This window comes from Rothia sp. HMSC071C12, assembly GCF_001813895.1.
In the GTDB taxonomy this organism is placed as follows: Bacteria; Actinomycetota; Actinomycetes; order Actinomycetales; family Micrococcaceae; genus Rothia; species Rothia mucilaginosa.
Genome location: NZ_KV814378.1, coordinates 328,412 through 344,491 on the forward strand (window position 1 = coordinate 328,412; position 16,080 = coordinate 344,491).

At 59.3% G+C, this 16,080-nt stretch carries 10 protein-coding genes; 2 read left to right on the forward strand and 8 right to left on the reverse strand.

Annotated features, from left to right (window positions below; all coding sequences use genetic code 11):
• Positions 1-12 precede the first annotated feature (12 nt).
• Both HMPREF2942_RS09025 and HMPREF2942_RS09030 read right to left on the reverse strand, forming a co-directional pair.
• Positions 13-1,377 (reverse strand): class II 3-deoxy-7-phosphoheptulonate synthase, encoded by a 1,365-nt coding sequence (locus HMPREF2942_RS09025; protein ID WP_049340751.1) that lies wholly within the window; start codon positions 1,375-1,377, stop codon positions 13-15.
• Positions 1,378-1,728: 351 nt separating this feature from the next.
• On the reverse strand, positions 1,729-2,478 hold the full coding sequence (locus HMPREF2942_RS09030) for a lysophospholipid acyltransferase family protein (protein WP_070688911.1): 750 nt from the start codon (positions 2,476-2,478) through the stop codon (positions 1,729-1,731).
• A 225-nt stretch (positions 2,479-2,703) separates the two neighbouring features.
• Between HMPREF2942_RS09030 and HMPREF2942_RS09035 the strand changes: the two genes are divergently transcribed.
• Together HMPREF2942_RS09035 and HMPREF2942_RS09040 are read left to right on the forward strand one after the other, a co-directional pair.
• Positions 2,704-3,570, forward strand: a complete 867-nt coding sequence (locus HMPREF2942_RS09035; RefSeq protein WP_070688912.1) for an alpha/beta hydrolase — start codon at positions 2,704-2,706, stop codon at positions 3,568-3,570.
• 151 nt (positions 3,571-3,721) lie between these two features.
• Positions 3,722-5,884, forward strand: coding sequence for an AMP-binding protein (locus HMPREF2942_RS09040; protein WP_070688913.1), 2,163 nt, complete (start codon positions 3,722-3,724; stop codon positions 5,882-5,884).
• 126 nt (positions 5,885-6,010) lie between these two features.
• Here HMPREF2942_RS09040 and HMPREF2942_RS09045 read toward each other — a convergent pair whose 3' ends face one another.
• The 6 genes from HMPREF2942_RS09045 to HMPREF2942_RS09070 all read right to left on the reverse strand — a co-directional run bounded on the left by HMPREF2942_RS09045 (position 6,011) and on the right by HMPREF2942_RS09070 (position 15,740).
• Positions 6,011-7,468, reverse strand: coding sequence for a mycothione reductase (locus tag HMPREF2942_RS09045; RefSeq protein ID WP_012903832.1), 1,458 nt, complete (start codon positions 7,466-7,468; stop codon positions 6,011-6,013).
• A gap of 301 nt (positions 7,469-7,769) precedes the next feature.
• Positions 7,770-8,582: a ParA family protein gene (locus HMPREF2942_RS09050; protein WP_005507726.1), complete on the reverse strand. Its 813-nt coding sequence runs from the start codon at positions 8,580-8,582 to the stop codon at positions 7,770-7,772.
• Positions 8,583-8,773: 191 nt separating this feature from the next.
• On the reverse strand, positions 8,774-9,421 hold the full coding sequence (locus tag HMPREF2942_RS09055; RefSeq protein WP_070604573.1) for a MerR family transcriptional regulator: 648 nt from the start codon (positions 9,419-9,421) through the stop codon (positions 8,774-8,776).
• Between the two features lie 732 nt (positions 9,422-10,153).
• Complete coding sequence (locus HMPREF2942_RS09060; RefSeq protein WP_005507723.1) at positions 10,154-10,927, reverse strand: transcriptional regulator FtsR; 774 nt, start codon at positions 10,925-10,927, stop codon at positions 10,154-10,156.
• Positions 10,928-11,522: 595 nt separating this feature from the next.
• Positions 11,523-11,915 carry a glycine cleavage system protein GcvH gene (gcvH, locus tag HMPREF2942_RS09065; RefSeq protein WP_049337538.1) on the reverse strand — a complete coding sequence of 131 codons (393 nt, stop codon included), beginning with the start codon at positions 11,913-11,915 and terminating at the stop codon, positions 11,523-11,525.
• A 333-nt stretch (positions 11,916-12,248) separates the two neighbouring features.
• Positions 12,249-15,740: a bifunctional proline dehydrogenase/L-glutamate gamma-semialdehyde dehydrogenase gene (locus HMPREF2942_RS09070; protein WP_070688914.1), complete on the reverse strand. Its 3,492-nt coding sequence runs from the start codon at positions 15,738-15,740 to the stop codon at positions 12,249-12,251.
• Positions 15,741-16,080 lie beyond the last annotated feature (340 nt).

Here is a 16,080-nt window from a genome sequence, read left to right on the forward strand (position 1 = left end):
CGCATGAACGTTTTATGCGCGGTTCTTGAGGTACTCGGAGACCAGGAACGCGATTTCCAGGGACTGCGAGTGGTTCAGACGCGGGTCGCACAGGGACTCGTAGCGGTCAGCCAGTGCTGCCTCGTCGATGGCGTCGGAGCCGCCCAGGCATTCGGTCACGTCGTCGCCGGTCATCTCCACGTGGATACCGCCGGGGAACGAGCCCAGAGCCTCGTGCACCTCGAAGAAGCCGCGAACCTCGTCGAGCACGTCGTCGAAGCGACGGGTCTTGTAGCCGGAGGGCACGGAGATGGTGTTGCCGTGCATCGGGTCGGTCACCCACACGACCTTCGCGCCCTCGGCCTGCACGCCTTCAACGATGGAGGGCAGCTTCTCGCGAATGTTCTTCGCGCCCATGCGGGTGATGAAGGTCAGGCGGCCGGGCTCGCGGTTCGGGTCGAGCTTGTCAATCAGTGCGAGTGCGTCCTCGGTGGTGGTGGTCGGGCCGAGCTTCACGCCGATGGGGTTGCGGACCTTGGAGAGGAAGTCCACGTGGGCGTCATCGATGCCGCGGGTGCGCTCACCAATCCACAGGAAGTGTGCGGAGGTGTCGTAGGGCAGGTGGGTGCGCGAATCGATGCGGGTCAGGGCGCGCTCGTAGTCCAGAACTAGTGCCTCGTGGCCGACGTACATGTCGGTGGTCTTGAGGGCCTCGAAGTTCACACCGCATGCTTCCATGAATTTGAGGGCGCGGCCGATTTCGTTAGCGGTCTTCTCGTAGCGCTCGTGGGCGGGGTTAGAGGTGAAGCCTCGGTTCCACTGGTGCACGGCGCGCAGGTCGGCGAAGCCGCCCTTGGTGAAGGCGCGCACCAGGTTCAGGGTGGATGCGCTGGTGTGGTAGCCGCGCAGCATGCGCTTGGGGTCGTGTACGCGGGCTTCGGGGGTGAAGTCGAAACCGTTGACGGTCTCGCCGCGGAAGGAGGGCAGGGTGACGTCGCCGCGGGTTTCCATGTCTGCGGAGCGCGGCTTGGAGAACTGGCCCGCCATGCGGCCCATCTTCACCACGGGCATGGAGGCGCCGTAGGTGAGCACTGCAGACATCTGCAGGATGGTCTTGATGCGGCCGGAGATCTTGTCGGCGGTTGCACCAGCGAAGGTTTCTGCGCAGTCGCCGCCCTGCAACAGGAATGCGCGGCCTTCAGCGACCTCACCGAGTGCCTGGCGCATGGCGTCGACCTCACCGGCGAAGACGAGCGGCGGTACCGAGTTCAGCTCGGCGATAGTGCTCTCAAAATCTTCGTGCTCGCTCCAGGTGGGCTGCTGGTCAATGTGCAGCTGACGCCAGGTGTCTAGGCCGTGGTCGGTGGCCTGCGAGGTGTTGAGGTTTTGATTGCTCATCTTCACTCCATCGGGATGGTCTTGTGCGTTTTCTGATTCAGCCGCGTTTCGGGTGCTCGGCGCGCCGTGTGCGGCGTGCTGGCTTGCGATTCTTCAGGCCGAATAGACCTAATTGTACTCTTGCTTGCTTCAACACCTAACCCTGCAGTCAGGTACATCTCACATGTTTAGATAGCGCCACCCGGTGTCGGCGCCACCCGGTGTCGGCGATACGCGGGTTGATGAGCACCGTTGCAGAGCCGCATACGAAAGGGCGGGATGCGGCATGTACCGCATCCCGCCCTCTGGCGTATGTGCGCATCTGGAGTATATGCGCACCCGAGGTGTTGTCTCAGGGTGCTGTCTCAATGCCTAGTGCTGCAGGTGTGCGACTGCCTCATCAGCGCTCATGTTTTTATCAGTCATGAGCTTCTTGACGCGGTCGGCGTACACGTCCACGTATTCCTGGCCGCTGAGGGCACGGATCTCGGAGCCAATACGGTCGGCGATTTCATGCTGAACGCGGTGGCTCAGGTCTGAGCCGTCGGTGTATTCCTCGAAGGTGAGGGGCTTACCGATAATGGTACGCACCTGGATGGGCTTGCCGTCATGGCGCAGACGGATACGGTTCGAGCCGGAGGGCTGAATCAGGTCGGTACCAATCTGTCCGACGGGCACTACGGGCACGCCTGCTTCAACTGCGAGGCGGGCGACACCGACCTTGGGGCGGTAGCCGCGTCCGTCGGGGCTACGGGTGCCTTCGGGGTAGATGCCGATGATGCCGCCGTCCTTGAGGACCTGCGCGCCGGCGTTAAGGGATTCCTGGCTCTTCTGGCCGCCGGAGCGGTCCATGGGAAGCTGGCCAACGCCGCGGAAGAATGCCGCCATGGCGCGGCCCTTCACGCCGGGGGTGGTGAAGTAGTCGCTCTTGGCGAGGAAGTTCACGGTGCGCGGCATGGCGAGAGGAATAAAAATGGAGTCGCAAAATGCCAGGTGGTTGCTGGCGACGATGTAGGGCCCCTCGGGCAGGTTTTCCAGGCCAACCACGTCGTGGTGGTACAGTCCCTGCAGCAGGGGTGAGCCAAGAACCTTGAGCGTTGAATAGAGGGCGGTGTTAGGCATTGGGGACTCCTCTCTGAATATTCCCGGGTCAATTCTATCTTGTCTGGAGCGTAGCGAGAGAACGCGCGATAATTAAAGAAAAGAGAACGATTTTTCTGCGCACCGGTGTATCGGGTGCGCTGGGGGCGATATACCAGCATCGGTGCTGTATCCGTGGTAGCCGGTCAGGGTACGCTATAGAGCCTCACCTGCGCTCATACTCGCGCAGGTTGGCGGAGGAGGACCATGAGCATTTTCGATAATTCGCTGGAACCGATTAAGAGGATTCGGCGCAAGGCTCGCGAGCGCAGGCTTCTTGCGACCCAAAATGTTAAGGAATCTTTGGCGCGTCGCCTCGGGGAAGAGCAGGATGCGTTCGACCACTCCCCTGTTTCTTTTGCCCCTGATTCGGTGCAGCATTCCGTGGGTATTTTGCTGGTGCATGGTTTTACGGGTTCGCCGCATAGCATGCGCCCGGTGGCTCAGCATTTTATGGAGCTCGGTTACGCGGTGGAGATGCCTGTGCTGACTGGGCACGCGACCCGTTGGCAGGATTTGCGTGATAGCACGTACCAGCAGTGGCTGGATTCTGCTGAGCGGGGGTACCGCCGCCTGGCTAATCAGGGCCTGCAGGTGGTGGTCATTGGCATGTCCATGGGCGGTACGGTTGCGACTCATCTGTCAGCGCGTCTGCCGGTGGCGGGTACGGTGCTGATTAACCCCTATATGGTGGATGTGAACCCGATGATGCGCCACGCCGGTAAGGTGTCGAAGGTTCTGCCGGTGCTCAAGGCGATTGGTTCCGATATTGCGGTTCCGGGCGTGAGTGAGGGCGCGTATTCTATCGTTCCGACCGCGGCGGTGCATCAGCTGCATCTTTTGGGTGCTGAGACTCGTGCTCTGATCCCGCAGTTGAAGTCGCCGATTCTGTATTTGCGTTCACTGGGCGATCATACTGTGTCGGATAGCTCCCACAAATATTTTCTCGAACATTGTTCAGTTCCTGTAGAATTTAGGTGGCTGACCCGCAGCTACCATGTGGCAACGCTCGACTACGACGCCGAGTATCTTCTCTCTACTGTTCAAGCTTTTGTCGCATCACTAAACCACTAAATTCTGAAGGTTCAGCGTACCAACCGGCGAATGCATCACCCGCCGAGGTGGGCAGAACATTCAGATAGCCATCACGGCACCTCGAACCATCGAGGGCGCCCCGCGGCACCGGATTCGCCACGGGCTCACGCCCTGATTTGAAAGGCGCATTATGAAAGTCTTCTCCACTCCCGCTGAGGTTCTTGTCGACCCCTCGCTGAACCTGACAAGCATTGTTGAGCGCCACCGTGCCGATAGCTCCAATCCGGTACTGTACCGCCGTCAGATGTCTCCGGGTAACTGGCAGCCGGTTCGCGCCCAGCAGTTCCACCAGATGGTGACCGACCTGGCTAAGGGCCTGATTGCCTCTGGTATCCGCCCGGGTGACCGTGTGGGTATTATGAGCCGCACCCGTTTTGAGTGGACTGTCATTGACTTCGCGATTTGGTACGCGGGCGCCATCTCCGTGCCGGTATATGAGACGAACGCTGCCGCCCAGGCTGCATGGGCGCTGTCCCATTCTGAGGCTGTCGCCATCTTCGTCGAGGATGAGAAGCTCCTGAATCGTGTGGCTGAGGCTGAAGAATACGCCGCTTCTACTTCTGAGCCGTTCCAGCTCAAGCACCGCTGGGTCATTGAGAACGGCGACCTTGATGCCCTCAGTGCTCGCGCCTCCGAGGTCAGCGATGAGCAGCTGGAGCAGGTACGTTCCGCAGCCGGTTGTGACGACCTCGCGACCATTGTGTACACCTCCGGCACGACCGGCCGCCCCAAGGGTTGCCCGCTCACCCACGGCAATTTCCTGAACCTGAGCGCCAACACGCGCTTCGTGGAAAGCGAAATTGCGAACCCCCGCAACTCGTCGATTCTCTTCCTGCCGCTGGCCCACGTGCTGGCTCGCCTGATTCAGGTGCTGGCCCTGGACGCCGGTGTGGTTATCGGCCACTCCCCGAACATTAAGAACCTCGCGGCCGACCTTGATAGCTTCAAGCCGACCATGCTGCTGGTGGTCCCCCGAGTCTTCGAGAAGGTGTATGAGGGGGCCAAGGCCAAGGCAGAGAAGGGCGGTTCTCTCAACAAAGCTCTTTTCGACCGCTCGGTGGACATCGCGATTGCCTGGTCGAAGGCGAAGGTCACCGGACATGTATCTTTCAAGCTCGCGGCGCAGTACGCCCTGTACGACCGTCTCGTGTACTCCAAGCTGCGTGCGGCTCTGGGCGGGCAGCTACACTACGCGGTCTCCGGCGGCGGTCCCCTCGGCGAGCGCCTGGCTCATTTCTTCCACGCGGTGGGTGTGCAGGTGGTTGAGGGTTACGGCCTGACCGAGACCTGCGCCCCGATTGCGGCTGGCCGCATCAACCCGTACCAGATTGGTATGATCGGCCCGCTCATCCCCGGTTCCGAAGGCTATATTGCTGAGGACGGCGAGCTTCTGGTTCGTGGCGTGGGCGTGATTAGCAGCTACTACAAGAACCCTGAAGAGGACGCTCAGGCGTTCACTGAGGACGGCTGGTTCCGCACCGGTGACCTGGCTCGTTTCGATGAGCGCGGCTACCTGAAGATTGTGGGCCGCAAGAAGGAAATCATTGTCACCGCCGGCGGTAAGAACGTGATTCCGGGTATTGCGGAGAGTCATCTGCGTACCTCTCCCCTGGTTTCTCAGGCGATGCTGGTTGGCGACGAGAAGCCGTTTATTGCGGCTCTGGTGACCCTGGATCCGGATACCCTACCCGAGCAGTTGGAGCACCTGGGTCTGCCCCGTTCACTCTCCATCCCGGAGGCTGCTGTTCACCCGGCGGTTCGTGCCGCAATTCAGAAGCTCGTGGACGAGGCGAACCAGCTGGTTTCCCGCGCCGAGGGTATTCGCGAGTTCCGCATCATGAACCGTGATCTGACCGAGGCGGACGGCTACCTGACTCCTTCGCAGAAGCTGCGCCGCGCGAAGATTCTGCAGGACTTCTCCTCCTACGTGGATGAGATGTACGGCAAGGTTTCTGATAGCACGTCGGATTCTTTGGCTCGTCTGCAGGAGTACGCGGCGGAGCAGTCTGAGAAGTTCGCTGAACTGCGTGAGCAGGCGGCAGAGCGTCTGCACGAGTACGCGGACCACCAGGCGGAGCGTCTTGCCGAGCTGCGTGAGCAGGCGGCTGAGAAGTTTGAGGAGCTGCGTGAACAGACCGCCGAGATGATGCAGAAGCCTCAGGAAGAGGAGGCTGAAGAGGTAAAAAAGGCTGAGAAGTCTTCCGCTAATGCTCCCGCTGAGAAGCCCGCGCAGACTGAGAAGAAGACTGTTGCAGAGCAGAACCCGCAGAAGTCTGACAGCGACAAGGCATAACCGGCTCTGGCCACCAATAACGAGAGGAGGGGGTCGTACCGCTTAGGTACGATCCCCTCCTCTCTGTTTGTTCGCTAGAAACCTCGATTTTCGGACGTTATCTAGCCGTCGTTAGATGGCGGGTTCTTAGTTTGCGGGCTCGTCGAATTCCAGACCGAGCAGCGCGTTCTCAACGATTTCGGTCAGTGCCGGGTGAATCCAGTACTGGCCGCGTGCGAGGGTGCGCGCATCCATGCCGAAGCTCATTGCCTGCAGGAGCGGCTGGATGAGCACGGAGGACTCTTCACCGACCAGGTGTGCACCGAGCAGCTCACCGTTGTCCTTACGGGCAATGAGCTTGCACAGGCCAATCTTGTCTTCCATTGCCCAGCCGTAGGCGGTGTCGCCAAAGTTCTGTGCCTTGACGGTGATCTCAAAGCCTTCACGCTCAGCGGCCTGGCGCGCCTGCTCTTCGGTCATGCCGACCACGGCAATCTGCGGGTTGCTGAAGACCGCGGCGGGTACGTAGCGGTGGTCGCTGGCACGCAGGTCCTCGGGGTGGCTGAGGTTGTGCTGCACAACGCGGGCCTCGTGGTTTGCCACGTGCTTGAGCTGGTAGCGGCTGGAGACGTCGCCGAGGGCGTAGACACCGGGTACGGGTGCACCGTTGTAGAGCACGCGCTGGTACTTATCGACGCTGAGCTGGCCGCCGTCCTGCACGTCGAAGTAGTTCTTCGCGTTGAGGGTGTCGGTGTTGGGGCGACGACCGGTTGCCACGAGCACAGCGTCTGCCGGGATTTCGAGCAGTTCTTCACCGTTCTCGGTAGTGTGCTTAGCTACGACGGTCACACTGCCGTCGGCGTTCTCACGGATTTCGGAGAGGGACGCATCCTTGACGATGTTCCACTGCTTGCTTGCGGCTTCTTCGAAGCGTGCCACGACCTCTTCGTCCACGCCACGTAGCAGGCGGGAGGAGCGGTTCAGCTGGGTTACTTCGGTACCGAATGCGGAGAAAACGTGGGAGAATTCTGCCGCAATCACGCCGCCGCCGATGACGACCATACGGGCGGGCAGCTCGTCCATGCGCATGACGTTGTCATTGGTGTAGACCTTGGAGGAGTCGATACCGGGTACGGGAGGCAGCACGGCGCGTGAACCTGCCGCAACAACAATCTGGCGGCCCTGCAGGCGGGTGCCGTCGGTCAGCTCGACGGTGTGGGAGCCGACGAAGCGCGCGTACTGGTCGTAGAAGTCGACGTTGGGCAGACCGGCACGCCAGTTGCGGCCGCCTTCAACAATCTGGTCAATGCGGGAGGCAAAGATACGGTCACGAATCTGCGCCCAGTGCACGGCGTCTACGTGTGCGTCGACGCCCAGGTGCTTGACCTCGCGGGTCTTCTGCGCGATGGTCGCCGGGTAGACGTACATTTTGGTGGGGATGCAGCCAACGTTCAGGCAGGTGCCGCCGAAGATACCGCCGTCGATGAGGGCGACCTTCTTGTCGTCCCATTCGGGGCCGATGAGGGTGTTGCCGGATCCGGAGCCGATGACGATGAGGTCGTACTGTGCTACGCCGTCAATGCGTTCTACGTTCTCGATGCTCATGTGGTCCTCTCGTTGATGATGTTGAGGCTGGGCTCGTTCCCAGCGTGCCCCTCGATGGCGGGGTTATTTCTGTTACTGCCACTATAACGCGTGGAGGCTACCGGCTATTCCCACTATCTAGTGTCAATGTTGACGGATATACGAAAGTGCGCCGTCCCAAAGAACACAGCGCTGAGAACACAGGGCTGAGAACACAGCGCTGAAAATACAGAGGTTCTTTGAGAAGACGCACTCAAGCGTTGAAACCTCAAGCGTTGAAACTATGTGAGCCCGCGGATTAGTGACGCGTAGATGTCTGCGCTTAGAGGTCTGCCATGAGCCCAGCCAGCAGGCGGGTGAAGTCAATGGCGGGATCAACCGACTCTTCGTCGGGCCAAAAATGAATCGGGTACGCCGCACCCTGGGCGCGTTGCAGCACGGGGCTTTCAGCGAGCACAGGATCTGCCACGAGCTCGCCGAAGAGGGAGCGCATTTCGTCGCGTCGGTAGCGGTGTTCGCTGTCGTTGGGGCGCATCTTGTTGATAACTACTCCCGCACCGTCAATGCTGATGCCGCTTTCCTGCTGAAAGCGCACGATGGCACGCAGGGTTCGTTCGGTGCCCGCTACAGAGAAAAGGGAAGGCTCAGCGACCGAGAGGATACGCTCACTCACCGCCCAGCCCATCGAAGACAGGGTTCCGAGGAACGGCGGGCAGTCAATCAGAATCACGTCGTAGGCGTCCGCTGCCGCCTCCACCATGCGCTTGAATCGGCGGATGAACGGCGCGGCTTCCTGCCGGTCCACGAGGGTGGAGCGCGCCGAGCCTCGCGCCACCTTCACGCTACCGGTGGTCACGGGGTTATTGGTCAGCAGGGTGGGTTTGCCGACGAGCGCGTTCCAGGAGGAGCTACCGGCTTCCTCCGCGAAGGCGCGCTCATTGGAGCTGGCAATCAGGGAGGCGACGTCGGGGATGGTTTCATCCACTGCCAGGCCGGTGCTGGCGTCGCCGTGGGGGTCGAGGTCAATAACAAGCGTGGAGAGTCCGCTGTGTAATGCCGCGGAGGCGAGCCCCAAAGTGATGGACGTTTTGCCAACGCCACCCTTGAGGCTGCTGATACTGACGATGCGGGGCATGCAGGTCCCTTTTATGAGTGAGGTGTAATGCCCCTTTATTTTAGCGAATCTTCGCTTTTCTTCTGGCTCTGACAGGGGTGTATCTTGAGTTTTTTCTCAAGTGAGCATTGAATATTCCCTCGCATTTAAAGCTTCAGCCCGCGCTCGCTACCCGATAGGTAGTGAGCGCGGGCTGATTCACGTTTTGTGTTTTATGCCTGTGCGCGGCGGGCACGGCGGGCGGCAAGTTCGTCGCCTTCGAAGTTTTCGTGCATCTCTTCGCCGGGCTGGCCGTTGAGGTTCATTTCGATTTCGCGCCAGACGCGGCCAATCGCGATACCGAAGACGCCCTGACCAGCCTGAACCAGGTCGATAACCTCGCTCGGGGAGGTGCATTCGTAGACGGTGGTACCGTCACTCATCAGGGTGATGTTCGCGAGGTCGTCAATGCCGCGGGTACGCAGATGCTCGATGGAGGTGCGAATCTGCTGCAGGGACACGCCGGTGTCGAGCAGTCGCTTCACAATCTTAAGCACGAGCACATCGCGGAAGCTGTAGAGGCGCTGGGTACCGGAGCCGGAGGCGCTACGCACGGTGGGTACAACCAGGTCGGTGCGTGCCCAGTAGTCGAGCTGACGGTAGGTGATGCCTGCTGCCTTGCAGGCGACGGCGCCACGGTAGCCGAGGTTTTCCTCGACGACAGAGACCGGGTCGGTGAAGAGTACGCCTTGTTCACCGCGCGGAGGCGGCGCTACGGGGAAGAGGGTGTCGAAGCCATCCAGGGGCTGGTCGAAGCCCTGGGGTGCCTCATGGGTGCCTGCGGCCTCGCCTGCATTTTCGGCTACCTGCTGCTCTAGCACGGTCCCTCCTTTTCGTTAACCCGTTTAATGCGATTCACCGCGCCCTATCAAATGTGGTCGACTTCGTTCCGGTGTAGCCCCGATTTTCGGGGTGAGATTCTAGGGCTAGGCCTTAGAATCTGCATCTATGATTCGCGTGGCTTCCCTCTGCGAGGTTAGCTACGCGGTTTTCAATACTACACATTGGCTCGACTATTCGGTTCGTAGAACACGATTCGATAGTGCGACCGATGCGCGATAGGCGCGGTTGTTCAATCTATTTTAACTGATAGAGGGCTCTACTTAAAATTGAACCCACCGGAGCGAACGATCTTTTCAGATTCATTCTTGCCTCATTAACGCCTCATAGGGGCGCTCCTCCTCCGCCGTTCCGTTCGCTTTTTCTGGGCGCCCATCCCACAGGGGAGTTTATACAGGGGGAGTTTAAAAAGTAAATGCGTACGGGCTGGTAGTCCGTACGCATTTACAGCTGAGTTAAGTGAATAGCCTTGGCAGGCCGGGAGCCCCCTGGTGAGAAAGCTCTTCGTGTTGGACGAAGGGGTAGAAATTCCGAGCGTGCCAGCGTCGGCCTCGTCCAAGTCTAGAGGCCTCTACCCGTTGGTGCGGGCAGGGACTATAGAGGGAAACACCGTGGTCAGCAGTGTATCCCGGAAGGAAAACCCCGTTCGGGGTGCGGTAGAACCGCAAAGATTGTGAAGGGTAGACGGTCCAGTCGCCTGTACCTTCGTTCGCCTACTCGTAGGTAGGCATTGCCGATTCGACGAGAGTTGCATGCAACTGCAGGCACAACTTGCGGATCTTGTCGGCTCGTTCCTGCGCCTGAGCCTGGGAGGCTGCGTCGCGGCGCGAGGCCAGCGGAGCCACTGCGATTTCCACGAGGGAAATTTCACGGTCTGCCGCAGACTTGAATGCGCGCAGATGGCGGGGCTGAATGCCGTGCTGGGTCAGCTCTGCGCTCACGCGGGCGATCAGCACGTCGTAATCGGTGTACTCTACGTCCGAGCCATCTTCGAGCAGTCCAAAGTCAATCAGCTCGCGAATCAGTTCGGGAGTGGTGTTAGCGTATTCTGCCAGCTCACGGAGGCTGTAGGTGCGGCCTTCCTGCTCGTCCGGTCCGAGGACGGTATCCAGGACGTCTTCACTTACGGTGGCGGGCATGGAGTTCAGCACGCGACCGGCTTCCAGATCCTCCAGATGCTGACGGATTACCTTGAGCGGCATGTAGTGATCGCGCTGCATAGTGAGGATGTAGCGCAGGCGCTCAATATCGGTCTGGGAGTACTTGCGGTAACCGGTTTCGGTGCGGCTGGGGTGCACCAGGCCGCGCTCCTCCAGGAAGCGAATCTTGGATGCGCTAATTCCGGGGAACTCCAGGTCGAGCTGACTAAGAACCTGACCGATGGTCCGGCTCTTAACGTCACGCGGGTTACGGTCAGAGTCGCCGTTCTCCACGTCCTCTAGTTGAACCTCAGCGTTAGTGAGGTTTTCATCGATGCGTGAGGTCATCTATGTCTTTCGGGTACTTGTTCAGCCGATGTCGATACGAGCCGAAGTTTGAGTGAGTGGCTCGTTCCCCCGGTCGGGGGTCTCGCTCCGTGCCGAACATCTTTGCTTAGTGTTGAGAGTGTGATAGATAAGTTTAGTTGTTTATCACGAAATGATAAACCGCAAACCTTCGAGACAATCTTATAGCCTCACAAGGCATTTTGCTATTTAGTTCGCCCTTTTCAGAGGCTTTTTGAACCCAAAAATAGCCACACAATCAAACATTAATCAGTAGAGACAGTACCAATTTTAGCAAAATTCCAATACTTCGAACACATATATCTCATATTGGACTGCTTTACGAGGAAAATTTTATCTTCTCGCGATAGTTGAAGTTTTCATCACATTTAACTTGAAAGAGGCCCCCACTAGGGGTTTAGTCATCCTTCAAGCCCCTTTAGTGAATTCCTGCACCTTCAAGACGAACCTTAAATGCGCCCAACTATTTGCGTTTGTGTGCATTTTAAAAGAAAAACGGCGAGACCAATCGGTCTCGCCGTTTCATCAGTACGTACCTCTTATCCGAGGCCTATAGAAGGTCTTAGAGTCTATCGACTTAGAGCTTGTCCAGCTCAGCCTTGTACGCCTCTGCATCCAGCAGGTTCGCCAGGTCATCAGCGTTCTCGGGGCGAATCTCAATGATCCAGCCCTCGCCGTAGGGATCGGAGTTAACCAGTGCGGGGTCATCCTCCAGGCCCTCGTTCACTGCGACAATCTCGCCCGCAATGGGAGCGAAAAGATCAGAGACAGACTTGGTGGACTCAATCTCACCGAAGCTATCCTCAGCAGCTACAGAGTCGCCGACAGAGGGAAGGTCGACGTAGACGACGTCACCCAGTGCATCCTGAGCGTGGTCGGTAATACCAACACGTACGGTGCCCTCGGCGGTGAGAGCGGAAACCCACTCGTGCTCAGAAGTGTACGAGAGTTCTGCGGGAACGTTGCTCATAGCAGCGGTGTCCTTTCAGTGTGTTCTTGCGTAGCGCGGACCGTCCCGCGCACGGTGTCGTTCCGTATGTGGGATGACGGAACGTCCTACACCAATTATCACATAAGAAGTAACGCGGGGCACGTCCAAACACCCCCGTACCACTTCTATGACACTATATTTTCCTTATCCTATCTAACCGCTCAACAAGCGCCCCTTCCCAAGGCCCTAGAAGCACCCCTATTACTCACCTCCAGCAGGGAGCCATCAGACACACCAAAAGGCTCAGGGCCCCACACCATGATGGTGCAGGGCCCTGAGCCTTAGGCTAGAGAGCTAAACTCTCACAGCGCCTTAGCGGGAAGAAATGACGCGCTCGGAGAAGCGGTTCGGGTTACCGAAACGGTGTGCGGTAATCGAAACAGCCTGCTCGCGGAGGAAGGGCAGCATCTCGATACGGCCAGCCTCGGTGACGGGTGCGAAGTACACTGCAACGTCCGGGCGACCACCCAGTGCGGTGTAGAGGGACTTCTCATCGTTACCGATGTAGCGGATACGGGTGCCTTCCAGCGGGGTACCAGCCAGTGCGCGAACCGGGGTCTTAGCGTTCGAAGCCAGGTACTCGCGGAACTGAGCGTCCGACTTGACTTCGTACTTGATGCCCTTGTTCTCGAGGACGCCACGGACGTCGACCGGCAGGTCCTTACCGACGGACAGAGCAACCGGTGCGTTAGCTGCCAGACCGGCGAGCACAACGCGCAGGGTCTCTGCTGCGGATGCGGACTCGTCTGCACGAACCAGAACCTGGGTGGGTACGTAGCGCAGGATGTTGCGCTCCACGCCCAGCTTCGAGGGATCGTGACCGAAGCCGAACTCGGTGTCCCAAGCGTGTGCGTCAGAGGAGACACCGCGCTTGATGAATGCGAAGTCCTCGCGCTTGCCCAGCTCGGAGTTCTCGATGGTAGCCAGGGTCTCGCGGACGGTCACGGACTGGGTGACAGCGGTTGCGGTTGCCTGTGCCGGCTCCCAATCGGACAGAGCGATCAGGTAGCTGGGGCCACCAGCCTTGGTACCGGAGCCAACGGTGGACTTCTTCCAACCACCGAAGGGCTGACGCTGAACGATTGCACCGGTAATTGCACGGTTGACGTACAGGTTACCTGCCTGCACCTTGGAGAGCCACAGCTCGAGCTCGTCAGCATCCAGCGAGTGCAGACCTGCAGTCAGACCGTAATCGGGTGCGTTCTGCAGCTCGATTGCCTCTTCCAGAGTGTCAGCGGTCATGATACCCAGGATGGGGCCGAAGTACTCGGTCATGTGGTACTCGGAACCGGGCTTGACGCCTTCGCGAACACCGGGGCTCCAGAGGCGACCGGTCTCGTCCAGTTCCTTGGGCTGAACGAGCCAGCGCTCACCCGGACCGAGGGTGGTCAGACCGCGCAGCAACTTCTCTTCCGGCTTCTGAACAACGGGGCCCATCTGGGACTCAATGTCCTGCGGGTGTGCCACGTGCAGCGAGTTGACGGAGTCAAGCAGCTGACGGCGGAAACGCTCAGACTGTGCCACGGAGCCAACCAGGATGACGGTCGAACCAGCGGAGCACTTCTGACCTGCGTGACCGAATGCCGAGTAGACGACGTCCTTGACGGCGAGGTCGATGTCAGCGTTCGGGGTGACGATGATCGAGTTCTTACCCGAGGTCTCACCGAACAGGGGCAGGTCATCACGCCAGGAGCGGAAGAGCTCAGCGGTCTCGTAGCCACCGGTCAGGATCAGGCGGTCAACCTCGGGGTGCGAGATGAGCAGCTTACCTGCAGCGCGGTCAACAACCTTGACGAGCTTCAGAACTTCCTTGGGAACGCCTGCATCCCACATGATCTCTGCGATCAGGGCACCGGTGCGAGCGGTGATGGTTGCGGGCTTGAAGATGACAGCAGAACCTGCAGCCAGACCTGCCAGAACACCACCGGCGGGGATAGCGGTCGGGAAGTTCCACGGGGGAACAACCAGGGTCAGGTCAACAGACTTGGGCTTTGCGCCGTCGATCTTCTCGAGGTCCTCAGCCAGCATTGCGTAGTAGTATGCGAAGTCGATTGCCTCGGAGACCTCGGTGTCGCCCTGCTCCAGGGTCTTGCCAGCCTCAGCTGCCATAACCTCCAGCAGGTCACCGCGGCGCAGTGCGATAGCCTTACCGACCTTGCGCAGAATCTCTGCACGCTCGTGGCCGGAGAGCTTGCCCCATGCCTTGCCAGCCTCTTCGGTTTCCTTGATCAGCTTCTCAGCCTCAGCCTCACTGGTCAGCTCGTTAGCCTTGAGGGTGTCGATGCCCAGCTTGGTGGTCTTGGAACGCTCGAGGATTGCGCGGCCCCACTCGCGGTTACCGGAGAGTGCGGGGTCGGTGTCGGGGGTGTTCTCGAAGCGGCCTGCCGGTACGAAGACGTTGTCCTCGTTCTCGGTCAGACGGTTCTGGGTGCGCTTGGATGCGGGAACCTCGTCGGTGACGGAGTTCAGTGCACGCATGAAGCGGTCCTCTTCGCGCTTGAAGATGGACTCGTCGGTTGCCAGGTCGAAGATACCGGACATGAAGTTCTCGGAGGAAGCGTTCTCCTCGAGACGACGGATCAGGTATGCGATAGCAACGTCGAATTCCTTGGGGTTCACGACGGGCACGTACAGCAGCAGGTGGCCAACGCGACGGCGGATGATCTCTGCCTGCTGCTCAGCCATACCAATCAGCATCTCGAACTCGACGCGGTCCTTCACGCCGCGGTCCTCGGACAGCAGCAGTGCGAAAGCAACGTCGAAGAGGTTGTGGCCTGCAATACCGAGGCGAACGTTCTTCACGTGCTCGGGGCGCAGTGCGTAGTCCAGAACGCGCTTGTAGTTGGTGTCAGCAGCCTGCTTGGTGTCCCAGGTGGTCAGCGGCCAGCCGTGCATAACAGCTTCGACGATTTCCATGGAGAGGTTTGCGCCCTTAACCAGGCGGACCTTGATGCCTGCGCCGCCAGCAGCAACGCGCTTTGCGGACCACTCCTGCAGGTGCTGCATTGCAGCCAGGGTGTCGGGCAGGTATGCCTGGAGCACGATACCGGCTTCCAGGTCCTTCAGGTGGGGCTGGTCCAGGATCTTGGTGAACACCTCAATGGTGAGGTCCAGGTCCTTGTACTCCTCCATGTCCAGGTTGATGAACTTCTTGGGGGAGCTGGATGCAGCCAGCTCGTACAGCGGGGTCAGGCGGCGAACAGCGGTCTCAACGACCTCGTCGAATGCCCAGTGCTGGTGGGGGCCGGAAACAGCGGACACCTTGATGGAGACGTAGTCAACGTCGTCACGTGCCAGCAGGCGCTTGGTCTCAGCCAGGCGGTGCTCTGCTTCCTTGTCACCCAGAACTGCCTCACCGAGCAGGTTGACGTTCAGGCGGTTACCGGTCTTGGTCAGCTCTGCAATTGCGTCGCCCAGCTTCTCCTCGGAAGCGTCGACGATCAGGTGACCAACCATCTCGCGCAGCACGCGGCGTGCAACGGGAACGGTGGGCCATGCGACCTTGCCAGCCAGCTTGCCACCGAAGCCAACAGCGGACTTCATGTACCAGGGCAGGAAGGAAGGTGCCAGGCCGGAAATGCGGGAGAGGTTGCGGCCGGAGACGTTGTCGTCTTCGGGGCGAATAACGCCATCAACAAAGCCGACGGTGAAGGGAAGACCATTGGGGTCCTTCAGAACACCGGCGAGCTGCTCAGCCGCGAAGGTGGGCTTGATCGACTGGGACTCGTTTACCCACTGGCGAACAAGCTGACGAGCTTCCAGAGCCATCTTCTGGTAGTGCTCAGATGCGAAAGGATGGGTCATCCTTGACTCCTAACTATCTCACTGTGTGCGGTGCACACCACGTTTGGCGATGTCTCTATTTCACCACAAAAGGGTAATAAATACCTCATTAGAAAAACTGAATGTTTTTTCCAAAATCCATTTAGTTTTTCTAAATGATTGTGCGGTGAGGTTTTCACCCCACGCCCCCTCCGAACCTCCTGTTCGAAGAGACAAGGTGAAGTTTGTAGCGACATCGCTATCCATCTCTCTCAGGCTAGCACTTTCAGAAAGCAAATACCGAACCGATTTCGTAACAATCGAACACTTCAAAACCATTCCCAAAAGCATCTTCGGCTCTAAGAATCATCACATTCAGCGC

What these genes read in the sequence shown, in the direction of transcription:
- HMPREF2942_RS09025 (WP_049340751.1), bottom strand. Translation starts at nt 1,377, where the DNA reads ATGAGCAATCAAAACCTCAACACCTCGCAGGCCACCGACCACGGCCTA.
- HMPREF2942_RS09030 (WP_070688911.1), bottom strand. Translation starts at nt 2,478, where the DNA reads ATGCCTAACACCGCCCTCTATTCAACGCTCAAGGTTCTTGGCTCACCC.
- HMPREF2942_RS09035 (WP_070688912.1), top strand. Translation starts at nt 2,704, where the DNA reads ATGAGCATTTTCGATAATTCGCTGGAACCGATTAAGAGGATTCGGCGC.
- HMPREF2942_RS09040 (WP_070688913.1), top strand. Translation starts at nt 3,722, where the DNA reads ATGAAAGTCTTCTCCACTCCCGCTGAGGTTCTTGTCGACCCCTCGCTG.
- HMPREF2942_RS09045 (WP_012903832.1), bottom strand. Translation starts at nt 7,468, where the DNA reads ATGAGCATCGAGAACGTAGAACGCATTGACGGCGTAGCACAGTACGAC.
- HMPREF2942_RS09050 (WP_005507726.1), bottom strand. Translation starts at nt 8,582, where the DNA reads ATGCCCCGCATCGTCAGTATCAGCAGCCTCAAGGGTGGCGTTGGCAAA.
- HMPREF2942_RS09060 (WP_005507723.1), bottom strand. Translation starts at nt 10,927, where the DNA reads ATGACCTCACGCATCGATGAAAACCTCACTAACGCTGAGGTTCAACTA.
- gcvH (WP_049337538.1), bottom strand. Translation starts at nt 11,915, where the DNA reads ATGAGCAACGTTCCCGCAGAACTCTCGTACACTTCTGAGCACGAGTGG.
- HMPREF2942_RS09070 (WP_070688914.1), bottom strand. Translation starts at nt 15,740, where the DNA reads ATGACCCATCCTTTCGCATCTGAGCACTACCAGAAGATGGCTCTGGAA.